The sequence below is a fragment of the Streptomyces armeniacus genome (assembly GCF_003355155.1).
Taxonomy (GTDB): domain Bacteria; phylum Actinomycetota; class Actinomycetes; order Streptomycetales; family Streptomycetaceae; genus Streptomyces; species Streptomyces armeniacus.
Genome location: NZ_CP031320.1, coordinates 5,281,425 through 5,301,117, shown reverse-complemented (window position 1 = coordinate 5,301,117; position 19,693 = coordinate 5,281,425). Strand labels below are relative to the sequence as shown.

General features: G+C 72.1%; 18 protein-coding genes. 13 read left to right on the top strand and 5 right to left on the bottom strand.

The genetic code is table 11. The annotated features are described in order from the left end of the window. Positions 1 to 13: 13 nt before the first annotated feature. The 4 genes from DVA86_RS23165 (at position 14) to DVA86_RS23150 (ending at position 3,636) form a co-directional block, all read left to right on the top strand. A complete protein-coding gene (locus DVA86_RS23165) occupies positions 14 to 1,774 on the top strand; it encodes a TIGR03767 family metallophosphoesterase (protein ID WP_208881096.1) in 1,761 nt (586 codons plus the stop codon). Between the two features lie 102 nt (positions 1,775 to 1,876). Continuing rightward, positions 1,877 to 3,058: a serine hydrolase domain-containing protein gene (locus DVA86_RS23160; RefSeq protein ID WP_208881094.1), complete on the top strand. Its 1,182-nt coding sequence runs from the start codon at positions 1,877 to 1,879 to the stop codon at positions 3,056 to 3,058. 75 nt (positions 3,059 to 3,133) lie between these two features. Next, positions 3,134 to 3,394 carry a type II toxin-antitoxin system prevent-host-death family antitoxin gene (locus DVA86_RS23155; protein WP_208881092.1) on the top strand — a complete coding sequence of 87 codons (261 nt, stop codon included), beginning with the start codon at positions 3,134 to 3,136 and terminating at the stop codon, positions 3,392 to 3,394. After that, positions 3,391 to 3,636, top strand: a complete 246-nt coding sequence (locus DVA86_RS23150) for a type II toxin-antitoxin system RelE family toxin (protein ID WP_208881090.1) — start codon at positions 3,391 to 3,393, stop codon at positions 3,634 to 3,636. The genes DVA86_RS23155 and DVA86_RS23150 overlap by 4 nt, the downstream gene beginning before the upstream one ends. Positions 3,637 to 3,670: 34 nt before the next feature. Here DVA86_RS23150 and DVA86_RS23145 read toward each other — a convergent pair whose 3' ends face one another. Then, the gene (locus DVA86_RS23145; protein WP_425470909.1) at positions 3,671 to 4,618 is read right to left on the bottom strand and encodes a hypothetical protein; all 948 of its coding nucleotides are present in this window, start codon (positions 4,616 to 4,618) and stop codon (positions 3,671 to 3,673) included. Between the two features lie 617 nt (positions 4,619 to 5,235). On the opposite strand from DVA86_RS23145, the gene DVA86_RS23140 reads away from it, so the two are divergent. The 8 genes from DVA86_RS23140 to DVA86_RS23105 all read left to right on the top strand — a co-directional run bounded on the left by DVA86_RS23140 (position 5,236) and on the right by DVA86_RS23105 (position 14,902). After that, on the top strand, positions 5,236 to 7,737 hold the full coding sequence (locus DVA86_RS23140; RefSeq protein WP_245997017.1) for a sensor histidine kinase: 2,502 nt from the start codon (positions 5,236 to 5,238) through the stop codon (positions 7,735 to 7,737). Continuing rightward, entirely contained in the window at positions 7,737 to 8,150 is a 414-nt protein-coding gene (locus tag DVA86_RS23135; protein WP_208881086.1) for a roadblock/LC7 domain-containing protein, read from the top strand. The genes DVA86_RS23140 and DVA86_RS23135 overlap by 1 nt, the downstream gene beginning before the upstream one ends. Positions 8,151 to 8,272: 122 nt before the next feature. Then, on the top strand, positions 8,273 to 9,412 hold the full coding sequence (locus DVA86_RS23130) for an ABC transporter substrate-binding protein (protein ID WP_208885041.1): 1,140 nt from the start codon (positions 8,273 to 8,275) through the stop codon (positions 9,410 to 9,412). Between the two features lies 1 nt (position 9,413). Then, entirely contained in the window at positions 9,414 to 11,594 is a 2,181-nt protein-coding gene (locus DVA86_RS23125; protein ID WP_208881085.1) for a branched-chain amino acid ABC transporter permease, read from the top strand. Positions 11,595 to 11,643: 49 nt separating this feature from the next. After that, positions 11,644 to 12,432, top strand: coding sequence for an ABC transporter ATP-binding protein (locus DVA86_RS23120; RefSeq protein ID WP_208881083.1), 789 nt, complete (start codon positions 11,644 to 11,646; stop codon positions 12,430 to 12,432). Positions 12,433 to 12,455: 23 nt separating this feature from the next. Beyond that, the gene (locus DVA86_RS23115) at positions 12,456 to 13,184 is read left to right on the top strand and encodes an ABC transporter ATP-binding protein (RefSeq protein WP_208885040.1); all 729 of its coding nucleotides are present in this window, start codon (positions 12,456 to 12,458) and stop codon (positions 13,182 to 13,184) included. 74 nt (positions 13,185 to 13,258) lie between these two features. Next, the gene (locus DVA86_RS23110; RefSeq protein WP_208881081.1) at positions 13,259 to 14,470 is read left to right on the top strand and encodes an FAD-dependent monooxygenase; all 1,212 of its coding nucleotides are present in this window, start codon (positions 13,259 to 13,261) and stop codon (positions 14,468 to 14,470) included. A gap of 264 nt (positions 14,471 to 14,734) precedes the next feature. Further along, positions 14,735 to 14,902 carry a hypothetical protein gene (locus DVA86_RS23105; protein WP_208881079.1) on the top strand — a complete coding sequence of 56 codons (168 nt, stop codon included), beginning with the start codon at positions 14,735 to 14,737 and terminating at the stop codon, positions 14,900 to 14,902. Positions 14,903 to 15,499: 597 nt separating this feature from the next. Here the strand turns inward: DVA86_RS23105 and DVA86_RS23100 are convergent. The 3 genes from DVA86_RS23100 to DVA86_RS23090 form a co-directional block, all read right to left on the bottom strand. Beyond that, positions 15,500 to 16,753 (bottom strand): SMI1/KNR4 family protein, encoded by a 1,254-nt coding sequence (locus DVA86_RS23100; RefSeq protein ID WP_208881078.1) that lies wholly within the window; start codon positions 16,751 to 16,753, stop codon positions 15,500 to 15,502. Between the two features lie 153 nt (positions 16,754 to 16,906). After that, positions 16,907 to 17,113: a DUF397 domain-containing protein gene (locus DVA86_RS23095; protein WP_208881076.1), complete on the bottom strand. Its 207-nt coding sequence runs from the start codon at positions 17,111 to 17,113 to the stop codon at positions 16,907 to 16,909. After that, positions 17,110 to 17,994 carry a helix-turn-helix domain-containing protein gene (locus DVA86_RS23090; RefSeq protein WP_208881074.1) on the bottom strand — a complete coding sequence of 295 codons (885 nt, stop codon included), beginning with the start codon at positions 17,992 to 17,994 and terminating at the stop codon, positions 17,110 to 17,112. Before DVA86_RS23090 ends, DVA86_RS23095 begins: the two co-directional genes overlap by 4 nt. A 162-nt stretch (positions 17,995 to 18,156) precedes the next feature. Here DVA86_RS23090 and DVA86_RS23085 point away from each other — a divergent pair, with 162 nt between their 5' ends. Further along, the gene (locus DVA86_RS23085; protein WP_245997015.1) at positions 18,157 to 18,705 is read left to right on the top strand and encodes an ATP-binding protein; all 549 of its coding nucleotides are present in this window, start codon (positions 18,157 to 18,159) and stop codon (positions 18,703 to 18,705) included. Here DVA86_RS23085 and DVA86_RS23080 read toward each other — a convergent pair. After that, entirely contained in the window at positions 18,697 to 19,668 is a 972-nt protein-coding gene (locus DVA86_RS23080) for a GlxA family transcriptional regulator (protein WP_208881072.1), read from the bottom strand. The genes DVA86_RS23085 and DVA86_RS23080 overlap by 9 nt on opposite strands. Positions 19,669 to 19,693 lie beyond the last annotated feature (25 nt).

Here is a 19,693-nt window from a genome sequence, read left to right as displayed (position 1 = left end):
CGGGAGACCGCGCATGTCCGGCAGAAGCCGTACGGAGACCCCCACGTCCACCCCCACCGCCGCCTCCGCCGCCACACCCTCACCCGGCGGCCTGCTGAACCGCCGGCGGCTCCTCACCGCGGCGGGCGTCGCCGGCGCCACCACCGGCCTCGGCTTCGTCCTCGGCCCCGCCGGCGGCTCCGCCACCGCGGGCCCGCCGGCCGCCGCACGCGCCGTCCCCGGCCCGCGGCGGATGCCCGCCGCGGCCGCCGCCGTACGGCCCTCCGGCGCCGCGACCACCCTGAACGGCGTCGCCACCGCCACGTACGGCAACGGCTACCGGCGCCTCGACGACGGCCCCGGCTGGCGGCGCGTGCTGCGCACGGAGCTCGCCGAGCCGTCCCGGGGGCGGGAGGAGAAGCGGACGGCGCTCGCGTCGTTCGTGCAGTTCACCGACCTGCACATGGTGGACGTACAGCATCCGCTGCGGTACGAGTACCTGCGCGCCGAGACGCCCAGCGCCTGGCGCCCGCAGGAGGCGCTGTCCGTGCCGGGCGTCGTCTCGCTGATCGAACGCGTCAACGCGCTGCCTGGCGGCCCCGCCACCGGCGCCCCGCTGTCGTTCGTGATGACCACGGGCGACAACACGGACAACAACTGCACCGCCGAACTCGACTGGTTCCTCACGGCGATGAGCGGCGGCCGCATCACCCCGAACACCGGCGACCCCGGCACGTACGAGGGCGTGCAGAACTGCGGCCTGGAGCTGTACTGGCAGCCGGAGTCCAAGCTCCGCGACGGCGACAAGCAACTCGGCTTCCCCCGCCTCGACGGCTTCCTGGAGGCCGCGGTCCGCGAGGTCCGCAGCCCCGGCCTGACCCTGCCCTGGTACTCCACCGTCGGCAACCACGACCTGCTGCCCGGCGGCTGCTACGCCGCGGGCGACGGTTTCCTCACCGAGTTCGCGGTCGGCGGTAAGAAGTTGTTCGACCTGCCGCGCGCCGAGGGCGCCGCGATGTGGAAGCAGGTGCGGAAGGGCATGGACCCCAAGGGCGAGCAGTACAAGGACCTGCTGCGCACGCACCGCAGGAAGCTGCGCAGCGTGGCCCCGGACCCGGCGCGCGCCCCGTTCACGCCCCGCGAGTACCTGGCGGCGCACCTCGACCCCAAGTACGCCGGGGCCGGCCCGGTGGGGCACGGCTACACCGAGGCGAACATCGCCGAGGACCGCGCGTACTACACGTTCCGGATAGCCGCCGGCGTGGTCGGCGTCAGCCTGGACACCACCCGGCGCGGCGGCCACTACGAGGGCCGGCTGGGCACCGCCCAACTGCGCTGGCTGGAGCGGGAGCTGAAGCGGTACCGCGACGACTACGTGCTGGTCTTCAGCCACCACACCTCGGAGAGCATCCCCGAGGGCGGCGCCGAACTCCTCGCCCTGCTCAAGCGGAACCCGCACGCCCTCGCCTGGATCAACGGCCACAGCCACCGCAACACCGTCACCCCGCACGGCACCTTCTGGGAGATATCCACCGCCTCCCACATCGACTTCCCGCAGCTGGCCCGCACCCTCGAACTCACCGACAACGGCGACGGCACGCTGTCCCTGTTCACCACGCTCATCGAGTCCGCCGCACCGCACCGCGGGGACTACGCCGACCTGTCCCAGACCGGACTCGCCTCCCTCTACCGCGAGTTGTCCTTCAACGCGCCCGGCAGGCGTACGGAGCTCGCGGGCGAAGCCGCCGACCGCAACACGGAACTGGTCCTGCGGAAGCCGAAGCGGAAGCCCTAGCGGAAGCCGGAACGGGCGGCGGAGCGGAGGCCGAAGCGGCAGTCGAAACGAAAGCGGAAGCGGAAGCCCGAAGCCGGGGCGGAGGCACTAGAGTCGGCTGCCATGTCTCTGCGCAGCGCCGCCGCCGGACTGCTCGCCTCCTCGGTGGCGCTCGCGGTCGCCGTCAGCTCCTCGGCCGCCGCCGACGGCGGCCACGAGCAGACACAGGACGCGATGGACGCCGTGGTGCGCCGCGGTGACGCACCCGGCCTGCTCGGCCAGGCGGAGGACGGCGGCGGCGTGTGGCACGGCGAAGCGGGCGTGGCCGACCGCGAGTCGGGCCGCCCGCGGCTGCCGGGGGAGCGGTTCAGGATCGGCAGCATCACGAAGACGTTCGTCGCGACCGTACTGCTCCAGCTTGAAGCGGAACGCAAGGTGAAGCTCGACGACGCGGTGGAGAAATGGCTGCCCGGACTCGTGCGCGGACAGGGCCACAACGGGCGCCGCATCACCCTCCGCCAACTCCTCAACCACACCAGCGGCATCTACGACTTCACCGTCGCCCCGGCCTTCCGCAGGCAGCTGTTCGGTCCGGCCTTCCTTGACCGGCGGTACGACCGGCACGCCCCCGCGGAGCTCGTCCGCGCGGCCATGGCCCACCCGCCGGACTTCCCGCCGGGCACCGGCTGGCGGTACTCCAACACCAACTACGTGCTGGCCGGCCTGGTTGTCGAAGTCGTCACCGGACGCCCGTACGCGGAGGAGATCCGGAACCGCGTCATCGACCCGCTCGGGCTGCGCGACACGTCGCTGCCGGGGGAGTCCACGGGGATACCGGGGCGGCACGGGCGCGCGTACTCGTCGCTGCCGGGCGACACCCGTACGGAGGGCTCCCGTACGGAAGGCTCCCGTACGGACGCGGACGGCACCCGTACAGTGCACGATGTCACCGCGCTCAATCCGGCCATCGCGGGCGCCTCCGGCGAGATGATCTCCTCGACCGGTGACCTGATCACGTTCCTCCGCGCCCTGCTGGACGGCCGGCTGCTGCCACCCCGCCAACTCCGCGCCATGACCACGACCGTGCCCACCGCCGACACCACACCGTACGAGCGCTACGGCCTCGGCCTCCGCGCGCGCGAACTGTCCTGCGGCACGGTGGTCTGGGGCCACGACGGCACCATCCACGGCTCCGCGGCCCTCGCGATGGCCACCCGCGACACGGCCCACAGCGCGGCCTTCCACGCGAACGGCGACTGGTCGGTGACGGAGGACGAACTCCTGGAGGCGGAGTTCTGCGGCTGAGTTGTGCGGCTGAGTTGTGCGGTTGAGTTCTGTGGCCGAGCGGGGCGAAGTGCTCACTTGTGTAATCTGGGGAGCATGACGGATATCGCGTACTCGATCGTCGAGGCCCGCGCCCGGCTTGGCGCCATCGCGCGTGAGGTCAGCGCCACCCGGGAACCGGTCGCCATCACCGACCACGGCAACACCATCGCGATACTGGTCAGCCCGGCGGACGCCCTCGAGCTCGAGGAAATGCGCGCACTGGCCGCGTACCGGGAACGCCGGGACCGCGGTGAGTCCGCCGGCGTCCCGCACGACGAGGCGTACCGCCGCGTCTTCGGCGGAGACGAGGCGTGACCCACCGGGTCGTCTGGGAGCCGGAAGCCCTCACCCAGGCAGAGCGGTACGCGAAGACCGACCCGCAGGGCGTACGGCAGGTGTTCACCTCAGTCGATCATCTCTCCCAGGACCCCCGTCCCAGAGGCGCGTTCGGGAGCGCCGACGTGCTGCGCATCCATGTCGGGGCCTATCGGGTCCTGTACGAGATCAGCGCGGAGGACGTGAGGGTCAGCGTGATCCACCTCGGGCGTCTGCGCTGAGGACCGGCTGAGCGCGGGCGGCCGGCTCCCGGGGTCACCTGGGCGTCACCACCACCGGGGCCGGGGGCTCGCGGTCGGCCGCGGCCATCAGGGCCGTCCGTACGATCGCCGCCTGCTGCTCAGGGGAGTCGCGCAGCTTCGCCGGGGTGAGGTAGACGACCGTGATCCCGAAGCGCTCCAGGGACTCCCGCTTGCGCGCGTACTCCTCCCACAGCGACTCCTCCTCCTGGCCGTGCCGCGGCGCGCGGGTGTCCAGGTCGACGGCCACGGCGTGGTCCGGCCAGTACGCGTCGAGGCCGCCCAGGTGTGGGCCGCCGGGGAGCCGGAGTTCGACGTTCCAGCACGGGTCGGGGAGGTCCTGGAAGCACACCATGTCGTAGAGGTGCTCCTCCGCGATCGCGCGGCCCTCCGCGAGCAGCGCGTCGATGGCGTCCGCCACGTGCGGGCGCGACAGCAGCCGGGCGCGGCTCAACTCCCGTACGACCGCCCGCGCTTCGCAGTGCCGCGCCCGTACGGCCTCGGTCAGTATGCGGCGCACGGCCACGGCGTCGTCCGTGTCCCGTACGGTATCGGCCAGCGCACGCGTCACCGGGGCCACCGGCAGCCCGGTGATCTCCTCCGGCTCGGGGAGCGCCTGCCCGCGCACGATGCGCGCGAAGCCGACGGAGCGGAGGCGGCGCGTACGGGGGACGAGCACGTCGATCCGGTCGAGCGCGGGCAGCGGGGGAGTGGACGCGAAACCGTGCAGGGCGAGCGCGGCGAGACCGGTGATCTGGGTCTCCTGCGCGGGGTGTTCGGCGGGGGCGGCGTGGTGTGGTGCGGCGCGTGGGGGGGACACTGGGGCCGGGCGGGAGGTCGCCGATCGGCTGCGGGGGGACAGCCGGGCGGCGACCGGACTGTGCGGGTCCGTGGGCCTGGCCGGCTCCAAGCTGCTCGACAAGATCGCGTACGAGGACGCGAGGCCGGACGGGCTGGTGGTCATCGAGCCCGGCACCGAGCACGCAAGCCCTCCTCCGCCTGGCCCGACAACGGATCAACGTGCTCTTCGCGATGCTCCGCGACGGCGCCTTCTACGAACCCAGAACCCCACGCCTCGCTTGACGAAAGACATAGAGGCACCCCCCCCGCGTGTGGGACCGATCCCAGGATGTGTCACGGTGGTTGGCGCGGTCATGCCCGAGTCATGCCCGGGTCATGCCCGGTTCTGCCTGGGGCATGCCCGGTCCTGCCCGGGGTGCGCGCGGTGGTGCTCGCCGTGGCCGCCGTGCGTGCCGTTTTGTTTGCTTCACGATCGGAGGCTTGAATTCCGGCTGGTAGGCAATCAGATGTGATCAGAATGTTGCAGGTTTCTCCATAATCCGCGCCCAACTGGTCGCGCCGCAGGCCGGGGGCGGCTTAGCATGGGCGCGCATCAGGGGGCCCACCGGTCACTTCAGTCGCGTGGCCAACGTTGCCTGCCTGATTCCGACCAATTCGATCTGCAAGTCAGGTGTCTCCGTGTCGCAGAAACCCCGGCTCCGACCAAGCAGGGGACCACAGCAGGGAGCTCGTGCGGTCAGGATCACCCGTCGGCTGATCCTGCTCATCACGGTTCCGCTTGTGGTGGCCGTCGCCTTTGCGGCGCGTGCCCTCACTCCCGCCACCAGCCAGGCCGTTCAGGCGGACCGGCTCACCACGATGGTGGAGGCCGCCGCCTCGGCCGGTGATCTGGCGTACAAGCTCCAGCACGAACGCGCCGCGGCGGCCGCGGTGATGGCGTCGCAGGGGGACGCGGCGCAGCTCCAGACGGCGTCCAAGGCGACCGACGCGAGCGTGAACCGCTACCGGCAGCAGCGCGACGGCCTGTCGAAGCTGCCCGCCACCACCGAGTCGACGCTCGACCGCATCGACCGCAGCCTGGACGAACTTCCCTCGCTGCGCGCCCAGGCCCGTTCGGGCGCGAGTTCGCTGTCGTCGATGGCGTTCGGCTACCGCATCGTCGTCGCCGACCTCATCGCGTACCGCGACGGCATCGCGCAGGCCGACGGCGTGGAGGCGAACGTCGCCGACCACATCCGGGCGGCGGCCGCGCTGTCCAAGGCGACGGAGTACGTGGGCCAGCAGCAGGTGACCGTGGTGCGCGCGATGGACGACGGCGGCTTCACGCCCGCGTCCCAGCGGTCGTTCGACGCCACCCGCCTCGGCTACACCGAGTCGACCGCGGTCGTCTCCGCGCTCGGCCCCGGAGAGTGGCGCTCGTGGCTGGACCAGACCCTCGCCGGTCCCAAGGCGCTGGCGTCGCAGCGGCTCGAGGACGAGGTGGGCCGCAGCCACCACGGCGAGAACCTCGAGATCTCGCCCACGCAGTGGCAGAAGGCCACGTCCGACCGGCTGGGCCTGCTGCACTCGGTGGAGCGCCGTGCCGACGCCGACGTGCTGAAGACGGTGAAGGACCAGCGCACCACGTACATCTGGTGGGCCGTGGGCGAGCTCTGCATCGTGCTGGTGACCCTGGTCGGCGCGCTGTTCATCGCGTACCGCCTCGCCAAGGTGATGATCCGGCGGCTGCGGCACCTGCGGAACGCCGCGAACGAAGTCGCGCACGAGCGGCTGCCGCAGGTCATGACGGCGCTCGCGGAGCCCGGCGCCGTCTCCGGCGCCACCCCGGACGAGATAGCCGAACGGGCGGGCAAGCCGCTCGAGTCCCTCGGCCAGGACGAGATCGGCGAGGTGGGCGAGGCGTTCAACGCGGTCCACTACGCCGCCGTGCGGCTCGCCGCCGAACAGGCCGAGGCACACGAGAAGTTCGCGGAGACACTCGTCGGCGTCGCCCGCCGCGGCGCCCAGCTGACCTCGGTCATGACCTCCGAACTGTCCACGGTGCAGCGCGAGGAGCTGGACCCGGAGCGGATGGAGGTCCTGTTCGCGCTGGACCACCTCGCCATCCGCATGGAGCGGAACGCCAACAACCTGCTGGTCCTGGGCGGCTACGGGCGCGGCCGGGTCCGTACGGCCGACGCGCCCTGTACGTCCGTCATCTACGCCGCGGCTCAGCAGATCGAACGTTTCGGCAGGGTGAGCCTCGGCCACGTCGACCCGAGCATCGGCATCGCCGCACGCGTCGTCGACGACGTGGCCCACCTGCTCGCCGAACTCCTCGACAACGCCACCCGCTTCTCGGCCCCCGACACCCAGGTCGGCGTCGCCGCCTGGCACCTGTGGGACCGCGCCGTCGTCCAGATCGTGGACGAGGGCGTCGGCATGAACGACGAGCGGCGCGCCGAGCTGAACGCGAAGCTCGCCGAGCCGCAGTCCGACGTCGGAGGCGTACGTTCCATGGGCCTGCAGGTCGCGGCGCGGCTGGCCGCCCGGCACGGGATCGTCGTGGAGATGCGGGCCTCCTCGGGGCCGGGCACCATCGTCGAGGTCACCCTGCCCAAGGGGGCGCTCGCCACCCTGCCGCAGGAGGAGATACCGGCGCCGGAGCGCCGGGACGCCCCGCCGTCCGCCGCCGACGCGGCCGCCCAGGCCGGCGCGGCGCCCGTCGGCGCCCCGCCCGCCACCGGGGCGGGCGGCACGCCCGACGCCGACGGCCTCGTGGGCGGCCGCCGCCCCGCGCCCGTACCGGGCGCCGGCCCGCCGCTGCGGCTCCGCGGCCGCGGCCACGACGACCGGGCCGGCACCCCGAACGGCCACGGGGGCAGCCGTACGGCAGCCCCCGGGAGCGGCACGGACCGCCCCGCACCCGTGGACGAGGGGTCCGAGGCCAGCGAGCACGGCAGCGAGCGCCGCCCGCCGAGCTGGGCCGCGCAGACCTCGGCGGAGCCCCGCGTGGCCGGGATCAGCGCCGCGGGCCTGCCGGTGCGCAAGCGCCGTACGCCCGGCGAGGGCGCCGGGCCCGAGGGCGCCGAGCAGCGGCCCGCGCCGAAGGCGAAGAAGGCGCCGAAGCGCCGGGACTCGCGGCAGGTGTCCGACGTGCTCGCCGCGTACGCCCAGGGCATCAACAGGAGCACGGGCAAGAGCGGCGGCTCCTCCTCTTCCTCCTCTTCCCCCTCGTCTCCCTCTTCCTCCCCCTCAGGATCGACCGGACCCGCCGAAGACCAGACACAACGGAGAACGTGATGACCACCCCACCGTCCGCCGGTTCGCTGAGCTGGCTGCTGAGCGACTTCGCCCGCCGCATGCCCGAAGTCACACAGGTGATCGCGGTCTCCGTCGACGGGCTGGCCCTCGCCTACGCGGGCATGGACCAGGACGACGCCGACCGCCTCGCGGCCATCGCGTCGGGTGTCGTCAACCTGCTGTCCGGCGCCGCGCAGTTGATCCAGGCCGACCCGGTCGAGCACAGCCTCACCGCGATGGAGGGCGGCTATCTGTTCTCGATGGCCGTCTCCAGCGGCGCGTCCCTGATCGTGGCCACCACCCGTGACGCGGACATCGGCGAGGTCAGCTACATGATGTCCGAGCTGATCAACCAGGTCGGCGAGGCCCTGTCCCCAGAGGGCCGCAACCCGAGCGCGCAACCCGCCTCGTGACCCCCGTACCCCACCCCGGCAAGCTGCCATCCCCGTTGGAGCACCTCGTGTCAGAGAGCATACGTACCGCGCACCGCCGTAAGTACAGGAGAAGCCGGGCCGCGGCCGCCGGCGCCGTCACCATGGCCATGGCCGTTGCCGCCGGATGCGGCGGCGGCAGCGACTCGGGGGACGGCGACACCGTCAAGATCGGCCTGCTGGCGTCGCTTTCGGGCACGTACGAGGCCGTGGGCACGGAGCAGCGGAAGGGCTTCGAGCTGTACCTCGACACGCACGACAACAAGCTCGGCGGCCAGAAGGTCGAGCTCAGCGTCGGTGACGAGGGCGACGGCCCGCCCACCGCCGTGCCCGCCGCGACCAAGCTGGTGAAGAAGGACAAGGTGGACGTGCTCACGGGCATCGTCGCCAACGGCTCGTACAAGGCGGTCCTGCCGCTGGTCGAGCAGGCCAAGATCCCGCTGGTGTCGTCCAACGGCCGGCCCGAGGTGAAGAACGTCGACCGGCTGTGGCACACCGCCTTCCTCTCGGACGAGCCGGGCGCGGCCATCGCCGAGCATGTGAAGGAGGAGGTCGACGGTCCGGTCTACGCGATCGGCCCCGACTACCAGGGCGGTTACGACGAACTCCGGGGCTTCACTGAAACGTTCAAGAAGGCGGGCGGCAAGCTCGCCAACCCGGACGGCAAGACCAAGTGGACGCCGTTCCCGAAGACCACGAACTTCATGCCGTACTTCGCGGACATCGCCAAGTCCGGCGCCAAGGCCGTGTACTGCTTCTACGCGGGCAAGGCGGCCATCGACTTCGCCAAGCAGTACGCCCAGTCCGATGTCGCGGACCTGCCGCTGTACACCGCCTTCGTCACCGAGGGCAGCGTGCTGCCCGCCCAGGGCAAGGCGGCGAAGGGCATCTACTCGGTGCTCAACTACTCCGCCGACCTCGACAACGAGGCCAACCGGAAGTTCGTCGCCGACTGGTCGGCCAAGCACGACACGCCGCCCACCACGTACGCCATGGCCTCGTACGACGCTGCCTCCGTCCTCGACAAGGCGATCGCCGAGGCGAGCAAGGGCGGCAAGGAAGTGACGCCGGACACCATCAACAAGGCCATCGACGGGCTCGGCAAGATCGAAAGCCCGCGCGGCTCCTGGGAGTTCGGCAAGACGCACTCGCCGGTCCAGAAGTGGTACCTGCGCCAGGTGCGGCCCGACGGCAAGCAACTGGCGAACGTCATGGTCCAGGACCTGGCCACGCTCGGCGACTGAGGTGGGTGCACTCGACGCCCAGCTGGTGCCCGCGGTCGACGGGGTGGCCTACGGGCTGCTGCTGTTCGTCGTCGCCGCGGGCCTCAGCCTCGCCTTCGGCACCGCCGGTGTGCTGAACCTGGCACACGGCACGCTCTACGCCATCGGCGCCTACATCGGCGCCGAACTGAGCGACGGCACCTGGGGCGGCATGCTGCTCGGCCTGGCCGCCGGCACGGCGGCTGCCTGCGCCGCCGGGGCGCTGCTGTCCCTGGCGACCGCGCCGCTGTCCAGACGAGGGCATCTGGCGCAGGCACTGCTCACGTTCGGGCTGGCGCTCGTGGTGGGCGACCTGCTGGTGGAGTTCTTCGGAGCCGACGAACTCCCCGTGCACATCCCGGGCGCGCTCGACGAGTCCGTGTCGCTGCTCGGGCACCGGTACCCCGCGTACCGGCTGACGTTCATCGGCATGGCCGTGCTCCTCGCCGTGGCCGGCACCTGGGTGCTGACCCGTACGCGGGCGGGCGCGGCCGTACGGGCCGCCGCCGACGACCCGGAGATGCTCGCCGCCAGCGGCATCAGCCCCAAGGCCGTGCACACCGGCGTACTGGCCGCGGCCGGCGCCCTCGCCGGCGCGGCCGGCGTGCTCGGCGCGCCCATCATCGGGCCGGGCCCGGGGACCGCCGACAACGTGCTGATGCTGTCGCTCGTGGTCGTCGTACTCGGCGGGCTCCGCTCGCTGTGGGGCATCCTGCTGGCGGCGGTCGCCGTCGGCGAGGTGCAGACGCTCGGCGTCTCGGTGGCGCCGGACTGGGCGCCGTACCTGCTGTTCGCGTCCATGGCGGCGGTGCTGGTGCTGCGGCCCGGCGGCGCGCTGGAGCACGGCGGCGGCCCCGACACCGGCCACGACGGCGCCGCGGACCCGCTCGCGCGGCTGCGGCGGCGGCTGGCACGGCGGGGTGGCTCCGGGGGCGGCGCCGGGAGCGGTGCCGCGGGTGGCCGCGAGGCCGCGTCTGGCCGCGGGGCCGCTCCGTTCCGCGGTTCCGCGCGGTCCGCTGCCGCGCGCGTACGGGCGTCGCTGCCCACCCCCGTACGGTCCGGGCTGCGCGGATTCGCCCCGCTCGCCCTGCTGTTCGGGCCGCTGGTGTTCGCTCCGGCGGTGCTCGACGAGTACAGCGTCTCGCTGGTCGCGTACGCGCTGGCGCTCGGCCTCGTCGCCGTCAGCGTCACCGTGCTGACCGGCTACGCCGGCCTGCCCACGCTCGGCCAGACCGCCCCGTTCGCGGTCGGCGCGTACACCACCGCGCTGCTCGCCGACGAGGGCTGGACGGTCGGCCCGGTCCAACTGGCCGCCGCCGCGGCCGCGTCGGCGCTGTTCGCCCTGGTGACGGGCCCGGCGGTGATACGGGCGCGGGGCACCACCGTGCTCATGATCACGCTTGCCGTCGGTGAGCTCACCGGCACGGTCATCAGCCAGACGAAGTCCGTCACCGGCGGGACCGACGGCCTGTACGGCTTCGCGCCCACCGAGGCGCTGTGGGGCGGCGAGCCGATGATCGAGGAAGTCGACGTCTACGGCTACGCGCTGGCCGTCACGGCCGTCGTGGTCGTCATCACCGTCCTGTGCCTGCGCTCGTCGGCGGGCAAGCTGCTGACGGGCAGCCGCGGCGCGGAGGCCCGTATGCGCGCCTCCGGCCACCCGGTGGCCCGCTATCTGATGCTGGCGTACATCGGCGCGGGCGCGCTCGCCGGGGTCGGCGGCTCACTGCTGGTGAGCGTCCAGCAGTACGTGTCCCCGGCCGACGCGGGCTTCGAGATCGCCGCGCTGGCGCTGCTGGCGGCGGTCATCGGCGGCACGACGTCCGTCGTCGGCACGCTGCTCGGCGTCGGACTGATCGTCTACACCCGGGACTGGCTGTCCGGGGCATGGCCCGGACACGGGCCGCTGCTGCTCGGCAGCCTGTTCATCCTCACCGTCTACCTGCTGCCGCGCGGGCTGGCCGGGCTGTGGCCGTCGGGCCGCGGGCCGGACGGCGCCAAGGGGCCGGGGGACGGCGGCAGTTCGGACGCGGGCGGTACGGACGCGGGCTCCGGTACGGCCGTCGGGCAGCCCGCAGCAGAGGCGGCCGGGACTGCCGATACGGCCGAGACCGCCGGCGTGGCCGCCGGAAGCGCCGACAAGGCCCAGGAGGCCGCACCGTGACGCGTACGCCCTCCCCGACCCCGTCGGCGGAGGCCGGGGCGGGCAGCCGGTGCTGTCGCTCACCGGCCTCACCCGCCGCTACGGCAGCCTCACTGCGCTCGACAGCGTGAGCCTCCGGCTCGCCCCGGGCGCGCGGCACGCCGTCATCGGCCCCAACGGCGCCGGGAAGACCACCCTGCTCAACCTCATCGCGGGCACGGAACGCCCCACCCACGGCAGCGTCGTGCTCGACGGCCGCGACCTCACCCGTACGGCGCCCGCCCGGCGCGCCCGCCGGGGAATCGCGCGCAGCTTCCAGCAGCCGTCCGTGATCGCCGAACTGACCGTTCTCGACAACGTGGTGCTGGCCGGCTGGCGGCACCGGACCGCACATACGGGCGGCGGCGCCGGGGCGCGCGCCCTGTTCCGTACGGGCGTACGCCGCCGGCAGCGGGCCGAGGCCGCGCACCGGCAGCTGGCCGCCGTCGGGCTGGCCGGCTACGCCGACCACCCCGCGTCCTCGCTGTCCCACGGGCAGCGCCGCCTGCTCGACCTCGCCGCCGCGCTCGCCACCCGGCCCCGCGTCCTCCTGCTGGACGAACCGGCCGCCGGGCTGACGGACCGTGACGTCAACCGCCTGCTGGAGGTGCTGGGCGGCCTACCGGACGACGTCGCCATGCTGCTCGTCGAGCACCACACCGAGGTCGTCTCCGAACTGGCCGACACCGTCACCGTGCTGGTCGACGGCCGGGAACTGGTCGCGGGTCCCGTACAGACGGCCCTCAACCACCAGGCCGTACGCGACGCCTACCTCGGCACGGGTGCCGACGCCGGGGCTGAGCCCGGGGGTGCACCGTGACCGTACGAGAGGACGCCCACGCGATGCTCGAACTCAGCGGCCTGACGGCGGGTTACGACGGCGGCACCGTCCTGCACGGCCTCGACCTGACCGTCCCCGCCGGCACCGTACACGCCGTCGTCGGGCACAACGGCGCGGGCAAGAGCACCCTCGTCCACACCGTCGCCGGGCTGCTCCGCCCGACCGCGGGCTCCGTACGGGTCAACGGCACCGACGTGACCGGCCGTCCGGCACACCGCCTCGCCCGTACGGGCGTCGGGCTGGTGCCGCAGGGCCGCCGCGTCTTCGCCGGCCTCACGGTGGACGAGCACCTGCGGCTGTCCTACCGTCCACCGGGAGACACCGGCCGCGGCCCGGCGTGGACCCCGGACCGCGTACTCGAACTGCTCCCGCGGCTGGCCGAACGCCGTACCAACCGCGGCGCCGACCTGTCCGGCGGCGAACAGCAGATGCTGGCCCTGGCCCGCGCCCTGCTGGGCACGCCGCGCGTGCTGCTGCTGGACGAGCCGACGGAGGGGCTGGCGCCCGTACTCGTGCGGCAGATCCACGAGTTGATCGTCACGCTCGCCGAGGACGGCATCGCCGTCCTGCTGGTGTCGCCCAGCCCGGCGCTGGCCGCGAGCTGCGCGGCCGACGTGACGGTGCTGACGTCGGGCCGCGTCACGGAGCGGTTCGACGGCGCGGCCGTACGGGCGGACCCGTCGGCGCTGCACCATGCGCTGGCGCTGGCGCCCGCGCGGGCGGCGTCCTGACGCCGCAGGGCCGTACGGCGCCGTGACGCCGTAGGGCCGCAGATCACCAACCGCAATTCAGAGGAGTGGACTTCATGCGCGGAGGCAGCGTCGCCGTGGTGGGCGGCAGCATCGCGGGCTGTGCGACGGCTGTGGCGGCAGCGCGCGGAGGTGCCGACCGCATCACCGTCTTCGAGCGCGTCGGCGGCCAGCTCCGGGAACGGGGTGTGGGCCTGGGCATGCACAACGACCGGTACGCGGAGCTCGAAGCCGCCGGATACGTGCACGCCGACACGCCCTGGACCGAACTGACCCGCCGCGTCTGGACCGCGCGGGACGGCGACGTGGAGGCGGGACACGAAATAGGCGTCCAGCCCTTCCCGTTCCGCGGCTACGGCTGGGGGTCGCTCTGGAACGACGTGCGGGGCCGCGTACCGGACAGCGTCGACTACCGCTCCGAGTCGACCGTCCAGGCCCTGGAGCCCGACGCCGACGGCGTGACCCTCGTACTGGCGGACGGGCAGCGGGAGCGCTACGACGTCGTGATCGGCGCCGACGGCTACCGGTCCGTCGTCCGCGACACCATGTTCCCCGGCCTGCGCCCCGAGTACGCGGGCTACCTCGGCTGGCGCGGCACCTCGCCGCTGCCGCTGGACGAGGACGTGGACCGGCAGGCCGAGGCGCAGACCGTCGGATTCCCCGGCGGACACTGCATGATCTACCCCATCCCCGACGGCCGCGGCGGCCTGCGCACGAACTGGATCCTCTACACCATCCCGCCCGGCCAGCAGCCCGGCGCCTCCGGCGCGGCCTCCGCCACGCCGCCCGAGGTGACGCCCGAACTCCTCGAGCACCTGCAGGAGTTGGTGACCGACCACTTCCCGCCGTACTGGGCGGAACGTGTCCTGCGCACACCGGTCGACGAGACCCTCATGCAGCCGATCTACGACCTCCAGGTCCCGCAGTACGCCACGGGCCGCATGCTGCTCGCGGGCGACGCGGCCACGGTCGCCCGGCCGCACACGGGCGGGGGAGCGGTCAAGGCCCTCCAGGACGCGCTGGTGCTGGAACGGGCGTTGGAGAAGGGCGGCACCTGGGCGGAGGCCCTGGAGGCGTACGACGAGGACCGTACGGCGGTGGGCGCGGCGATGGTCGAACTCGGACGCCGCCTGGGCCGGGCGCAGGTGGACGACACGCCGGACTGGGGCAGCATGAAGCAGGCGGAGTTCGACGCCTGGTACCAGGGCCAGCACCAGGGCTCCGACAAGAGCAGCGGCTTCGGCGGCCACGCCCTGAAGCGCGACTGACCCCTTGCCGCCGGTGCGCGGTCACCGCCCGTGCTGGCTGGCTGCCATAGCGCAGACCGGCGAACTGAATTCTGTTCTACGGCAGTTCCCTGAAATTGTTCTATGGCAGTTCCGGAGTGCCCGGAATCCCGCGTTAGGGAATCCCCTAGTGCCCCTCGTCCCGGCTGTCGGCGGTATGAATTGCTCGGTATCTGTGGGTGCATCCTCTCCGGCGTAAGGATGTGAGCCGGAGAGTCATGTGCCCAACGGGAAGAGGAGTTGTCGATGTCTGTCGCGATGCTGGAATCGTGCGAGGACCTGGAGCTTGCGGAGTTCGACCTGGACGTCCGTCTGGAGGGTGCGAGCGCGCCTGTGGCCTCGAAGACCGTCGGGCCAACCTGGGGTTGTGAGATGACGGATCCGGGTGTCTGCACGCTGACCCTCTTCTGCTAGAGGTCGGCACTGAGTGAATCCCCTGGGGTCGGAGCGGATTTCTCCGCTCCGACCCCGGTTTGACTGGCTGCCATAGTTCAGTCCCGTTGAATTCCGTGGCCGTCCTAGTGCAGCTCCGGAAGGAAACGAAAAAGCGGAGGAATGAAGGGCGGGGAAGGTGTCCCGCGACGATCACGTGACATTTCAGGCGGAGCCCGTGGGAATGCTCCGCGTGCCGCTGCTGCCCCTTACCGGCGCGGCCGGCTGCTGCCCCGTCACCACCTCCGGCCTGTCTGTGCCGTGAGACGAGAGCGGACCTCGCCAACTCCAGCTTGCTTGTGCCGTGAGTTGAGGGCGGACCTTGCCACATCAAGCCCGTCCGGCGGTTGAGGACGGCCCTCAGCCAGCGATGCGCGGCAGCCGCCGGTGTGCGGTCACCGCATCGTGCGTTGGGCGCGGCCCGGGACCGGGCGGGGGTTCGTCCTCAAACGCCGGACGGGCTGGATGTGGCGGGTGTTTCGCCCGTGCTGCGGCCTAGTGGTTGGCAGTGACGGTTGTTGCCCCACGCTCGGCAGCGCAGGGCAACAACGTTCCGCCCGCGGCCGGTCATGTCCTGTTTCAGGCAGGCGACGGTGGTTCGTCGTCGACGATGTCCCAGTCCGTTGGGAGCGACCCGTCACGTTCGGGGCGGTCGGGGTGGATGCCGACGAGGGCCAGCGAGGGCAGGTCGTCGAGTTCCGACAGTTCCCGCCACTGGGCCTGGGTCACTTCCAGATACTGCAATCCCTGCAACTCGGCCACCGTGGCGATGTCGGTGACGGGTGCTGCCGCGATATCCAGCGCCCACAGGTGGGGAACCGCCCGGAGCGGCGCCAGTTCGACGGGCTGCGCGCAGGTGACCGACACGGACCGCAACTCCCGGTTTCGGGCAGGCGCCGTCAGGTCGGCCGTCTCGACATCGAGTTCCAGATACTCCACCGGACGGCCACCGAGCGGCGTCAGGTCGGGCGAGCCTTTGCTCGACAGCGCGAGCGAACGCACTTCGGGCACCGCGTCGAGAAACGCGCAGTCCTCCACCTCGACCACCCGAACCTTCTGCACGTGCGGACCGGCCTGTCTGGCCCCCGCGCGGGTGGGGCAGTCGTCGCTGTACTCGCGGTATACCCGGGGCGCCGGGCGCAGGTCGGCGTCGATCCACAAGTTCTTGTCACGGTGGCGGTAGTCGCCGCGTTCCAACGCCTCCACCAGTCGGCGCAGGAACGTGGTCACCGAGTCGGCCAAGTACACCGGCCCTTCGGTGTAGTCGACTCCGACCGCGATGACCTGCCCGGGACGACCTTCCGGCCCGGGATCCATGTCCACGGCAAGCCAGTTGCCGCCGGTGTCGAACGCGAACCGGATCCAGCCCTCACGCAGCGGCGACCTCCGTACGGCATTCGGAGGCTGGGTATCGAACACCGTCTGGCGCCAGGGTTCGTGCTCCCATTCCTGCGCGATGTCGAGCCACTCGTCGTCCAGGTCGCCTATCTCGGCGAGAGGGAGCCAACTTTTCCGGTCGAACAGCGGGTTGACGAGATCACCGTCACCGTCGGCGATGCCGTACAGAGCGCGGAGGTCCGGAGGCAGGGCGACGCCCATTTCCTCCTCCGCCTCGGCGAGGTCCTCCTCGCTCGCGGGCTCGGGGAGTACCTCCTCGTGGTCGAGGATCTGCGCCGTCAGACGCCGGTAGTGGTGGAAGAGCCGCACGGCCTCGTCCGGATCACCAGCAGGAACCGAGGACTCAGGCCCGTCCTGCTTGTCACCTCGGTCAGGCACGACGAAGTCTTCATCGATCACATAAAGGACCGGCTGTTGTGGGGATGATGTCTTCACGCTGCCGAAACCTAACACCGGCCTCTGACAGTGCCGACGCCCTGACTCAGCCCGTCCGGCGTTTGAGGACGGCCCTCAGCCGGGGCCGGGCGGGGGTTCGTCCTCGATCGCCGGACGGGCTTGTTTTGGTGGTGTTGCGCCCTTGTCTGCGGCTCAGTGGTTGGCCGTGTGGGCGACGAACGTGTCCCAGGCGCCGGGGGCGAAGGCGAGGCGCGGACCCGCCGTGTTCTTGGAGTCGCGGACCAGCACCGTGTTGGGCGTCGCCGCGACCTCGACGCATTCGGGGCCTTCGTTCGTGCTGTGGCTGCTCTTGATCCACTTCAGGGTGTGGCCGTCCCCAGCCGTGGTCTTGATGCTCATGTCTCTCCCAGCACTTTCTCGATGAAGGACTGTGACTCCCGTGGCGTGAGAGCCTGCGATCGGATGATCCCATATTGGCTCTCCAGGACTCGGGCTGACTTCGGGACCGTGATCGACTGGCTGTACGCCTGGGCCTCGACCCGCACTACCGTGCCGCCGTCACCCATCCTCAACACCTGAAACGCTCCGCCGAGCCCCGCGTGTTCCTCCCGATCCGTCGGCATCACCTGGATGTCCACGTTCCGCAACTGGCCGATCTCCAGCAATCGTTCGAGCTGCCGTCGCATCACCATCGCACCGCCGATGGGGCGCCGGAGCGTCACCTCGTCCTGGACGAAGGTGAGGGTCGGCAGCGGCCTGCGGTCGAAGATGTCCTGGCGGGACATCCGCGCGGCGACGTAGCGTTCGATCTCGTCCTCCGTGTACGCGGGGCGCCGATTGCAGTACAGCGCTCGCGCGTACTCCTCTGTCTGGAACAGTCCGTGGACGACCGCGTTCGCGTACGCTCCCAGCTCGACGGCCTCCGCCTCCAGTTTCGCCAGGTCGCGGACCTTCTTCGGATACCGCGCCTCCGCCACGTCCTTCTTCAGGGCGGCAAGCATGCCGCCCGTGTCCAGCGCGCGGTCGGCCGCCTCCAGGAACTCCGGTTGCGGGGCGCGGCGGCCGCGTTCCACGGAGGAGACCTGCTCGTATCCGTAGCCGATGGCCGATCCGAGTTCCGTCTGCGTGAGGCCCGCCCGTTCGCGGCAGGACTTGATGACCCGGCCCACGGCCCGCAGCACGGCCGCCGACTCGTCCTCGGCCTCCGACAGGCCGACGGCCTGCCCGGTACTGTCAGTCGCCGCCGCTCGTTCCGTACGTGTGGTGCCGTTGACGCCCATGCCCAGTCCTTCCGTCCGCGCTGCCGGTTGTGCCCAACTCGCCCGCAGCGCGCGGGGTCACCGGGCAGGGTCCGGACACGGCAGGAACCGGGGCCGGACAGCGACGCTGCGTACTGGCGGTCTTGGTGTTCAGAGTAGATACGAGTGACCACGCTGGGTCACATGAACGACGAAATCTCGCCGACAATCACCTCTGCCGACCACCCCGCTGAACTCAGCGGCCGCACCCGCCACATGACCTTCCAGCTCTCCGCCACCCGGCGCGGTGCCCGGCTCGCCCGGCTGCTGGCCGTGCAGCAACTGGACACCTGGGGCTGGCCGTACGGGTCGGACGTGTCGCGGTCCCTCGCCCAGGTCGTGGCCGAGCTGGCGTCGAACGCCGTGCTGCACGGCCGCGTGAACGGGCGGGACTTCCGGCTGCGGCTGAGTCTCGCCGCCGGGTTCACCCTCCGTGTCGAACTGGTCGACGCCCGCGCCGAGTCCGTACCCGCACCCGATGCCGTACGGGTGACGGGGGCGGTGACCGAGACACCGGACGTGTCCGAAACCGGCCGGGGCCTGGCCCTCGTCGAGGCAGTGGCCGACCGCTGGGGCGTCGTCCGGCAGCCGTACCCGTGCAAGACCGTATGGGCCGAACTGGACCTCGCCGCGCGCGCCGCCCAGCGCCGACCCGCACACGGCGGCGCGGGGCGGCGCGAAGTGTCAGGCTGATGTGGCCGTCTGGCTGAAGGCCCGCCGGTAGGCGCCGGGGGTGGTGCCGAGGTGGGTGCGGAAGCGGCGGCGGAGGTTGACCGCCGAGGTGAGGCCGACGCGGGTGGCGATGGCTTCGACCGGGAGGTCGGTCTGTTCCAGCAAGGCGCGTGCCGCGTCGAGGCGTTGGTCGAGCAGCCACTGTCCCGGGCTGGTGCCGAGCTGTTCGGTGAAGCGCCGGGCGAGGGTCCGGCCGGAGAGCCCGGCGTGTTCGGCGAGGTGGTCGAGGGTGAGGCGGGTGTCGAGCCGGGAGGTGGCCCACTCCAGCAGGGGTGCCAGTGACTCGTCCGCGCGGGCGGGTACGGGCCGGGCGGGCCGTGCGGCGTACTGGAGCTGGCTGCCCTCGCGGTGCGGTGGCAGGACCATGTTCCGGGCGATCTGTGCGGCGTAGGCCGCGCCGTGGTCGCTGCGGACCAGGTGCAGGCACAGGTCGATGCCCGCGCCGGTGCCTGCGCTGGTGGCCACGTCGCCGTGGTCGACGAAGAGCACGTCCTGGTCGACGCGGACCCGGGGGAAGTCGGCGGCGAGCCGGGCGGTGTCGCGCCAGTGGGTGGTGGCGCGGCGGCCGTCGAGCAGGCCGGCCTGGGCGAGGACGAAGGCTCCCGTGCAGATGGCGACGGTCCTCGCGCCGCGCCGGTGGGCGGCCCGCAGCGCGGCGGTGACGGCCGGTGGCGCGGGGGCGCCGGGCGGCTGCCAGCCGGGGACGATCACGGTGTCCGCCTCCTCCAGGGCCTCCAGTCCGGCGTCCACGAGCATCGCGTACCCGGCGGTGGTTCGCAGCGGACCGGGGTGTTCGGCGCAGATCCGGAAGGTGTAGCGGGGCGGCTCGTCCTGCGGGGCGGTGCCGAAGACCTCGGTGGCGCAGGAGAGTTCGAAGGGGGACTGCGGCGGGTTGAGCAGGGCCACCACGCGATGAGGGCGCATGGCAGGATTGTACCCGCAGATGTCT

What these genes read in the sequence shown, in the direction of transcription:
- DVA86_RS23105 (WP_208881079.1), top strand. Translation starts at nt 14,735, where the DNA reads ATGTCTGTCGCGATGCTGGAATCGTGCGAGGACCTGGAGCTTGCGGAG.
- DVA86_RS23085 (WP_245997015.1), top strand. Translation starts at nt 18,157, where the DNA reads ATGAACGACGAAATCTCGCCGACAATCACCTCTGCCGACCACCCCGCT.
- DVA86_RS23090 (WP_208881074.1), bottom strand. Translation starts at nt 17,994, where the DNA reads ATGGGCGTCAACGGCACCACACGTACGGAACGAGCGGCGGCGACTGAC.
- DVA86_RS23165 (WP_208881096.1), top strand. Translation starts at nt 14, where the DNA reads ATGTCCGGCAGAAGCCGTACGGAGACCCCCACGTCCACCCCCACCGCC.
- DVA86_RS23115 (WP_208885040.1), top strand. Translation starts at nt 12,456, where the DNA reads ATGCTCGAACTCAGCGGCCTGACGGCGGGTTACGACGGCGGCACCGTC.
- DVA86_RS23160 (WP_208881094.1), top strand. Translation starts at nt 1,877, where the DNA reads ATGTCTCTGCGCAGCGCCGCCGCCGGACTGCTCGCCTCCTCGGTGGCG.
- DVA86_RS23130 (WP_208885041.1), top strand. Translation starts at nt 8,273, where the DNA reads ATGGCCATGGCCGTTGCCGCCGGATGCGGCGGCGGCAGCGACTCGGGG.
- DVA86_RS23080 (WP_208881072.1), bottom strand. Translation starts at nt 19,668, where the DNA reads ATGCGCCCTCATCGCGTGGTGGCCCTGCTCAACCCGCCGCAGTCCCCC.
- DVA86_RS23145 (WP_425470909.1), bottom strand. Translation starts at nt 4,618, where the DNA reads ATGACCACCAGCCCGTCCGGCCTCGCGTCCTCGTACGCGATCTTGTCG.
- DVA86_RS23155 (WP_208881092.1), top strand. Translation starts at nt 3,134, where the DNA reads ATGACGGATATCGCGTACTCGATCGTCGAGGCCCGCGCCCGGCTTGGC.
- DVA86_RS23095 (WP_208881076.1), bottom strand. Translation starts at nt 17,113, where the DNA reads ATGAGCATCAAGACCACGGCTGGGGACGGCCACACCCTGAAGTGGATC.
- DVA86_RS23110 (WP_208881081.1), top strand. Translation starts at nt 13,259, where the DNA reads ATGCGCGGAGGCAGCGTCGCCGTGGTGGGCGGCAGCATCGCGGGCTGT.
- DVA86_RS23135 (WP_208881086.1), top strand. Translation starts at nt 7,737, where the DNA reads ATGACCACCCCACCGTCCGCCGGTTCGCTGAGCTGGCTGCTGAGCGAC.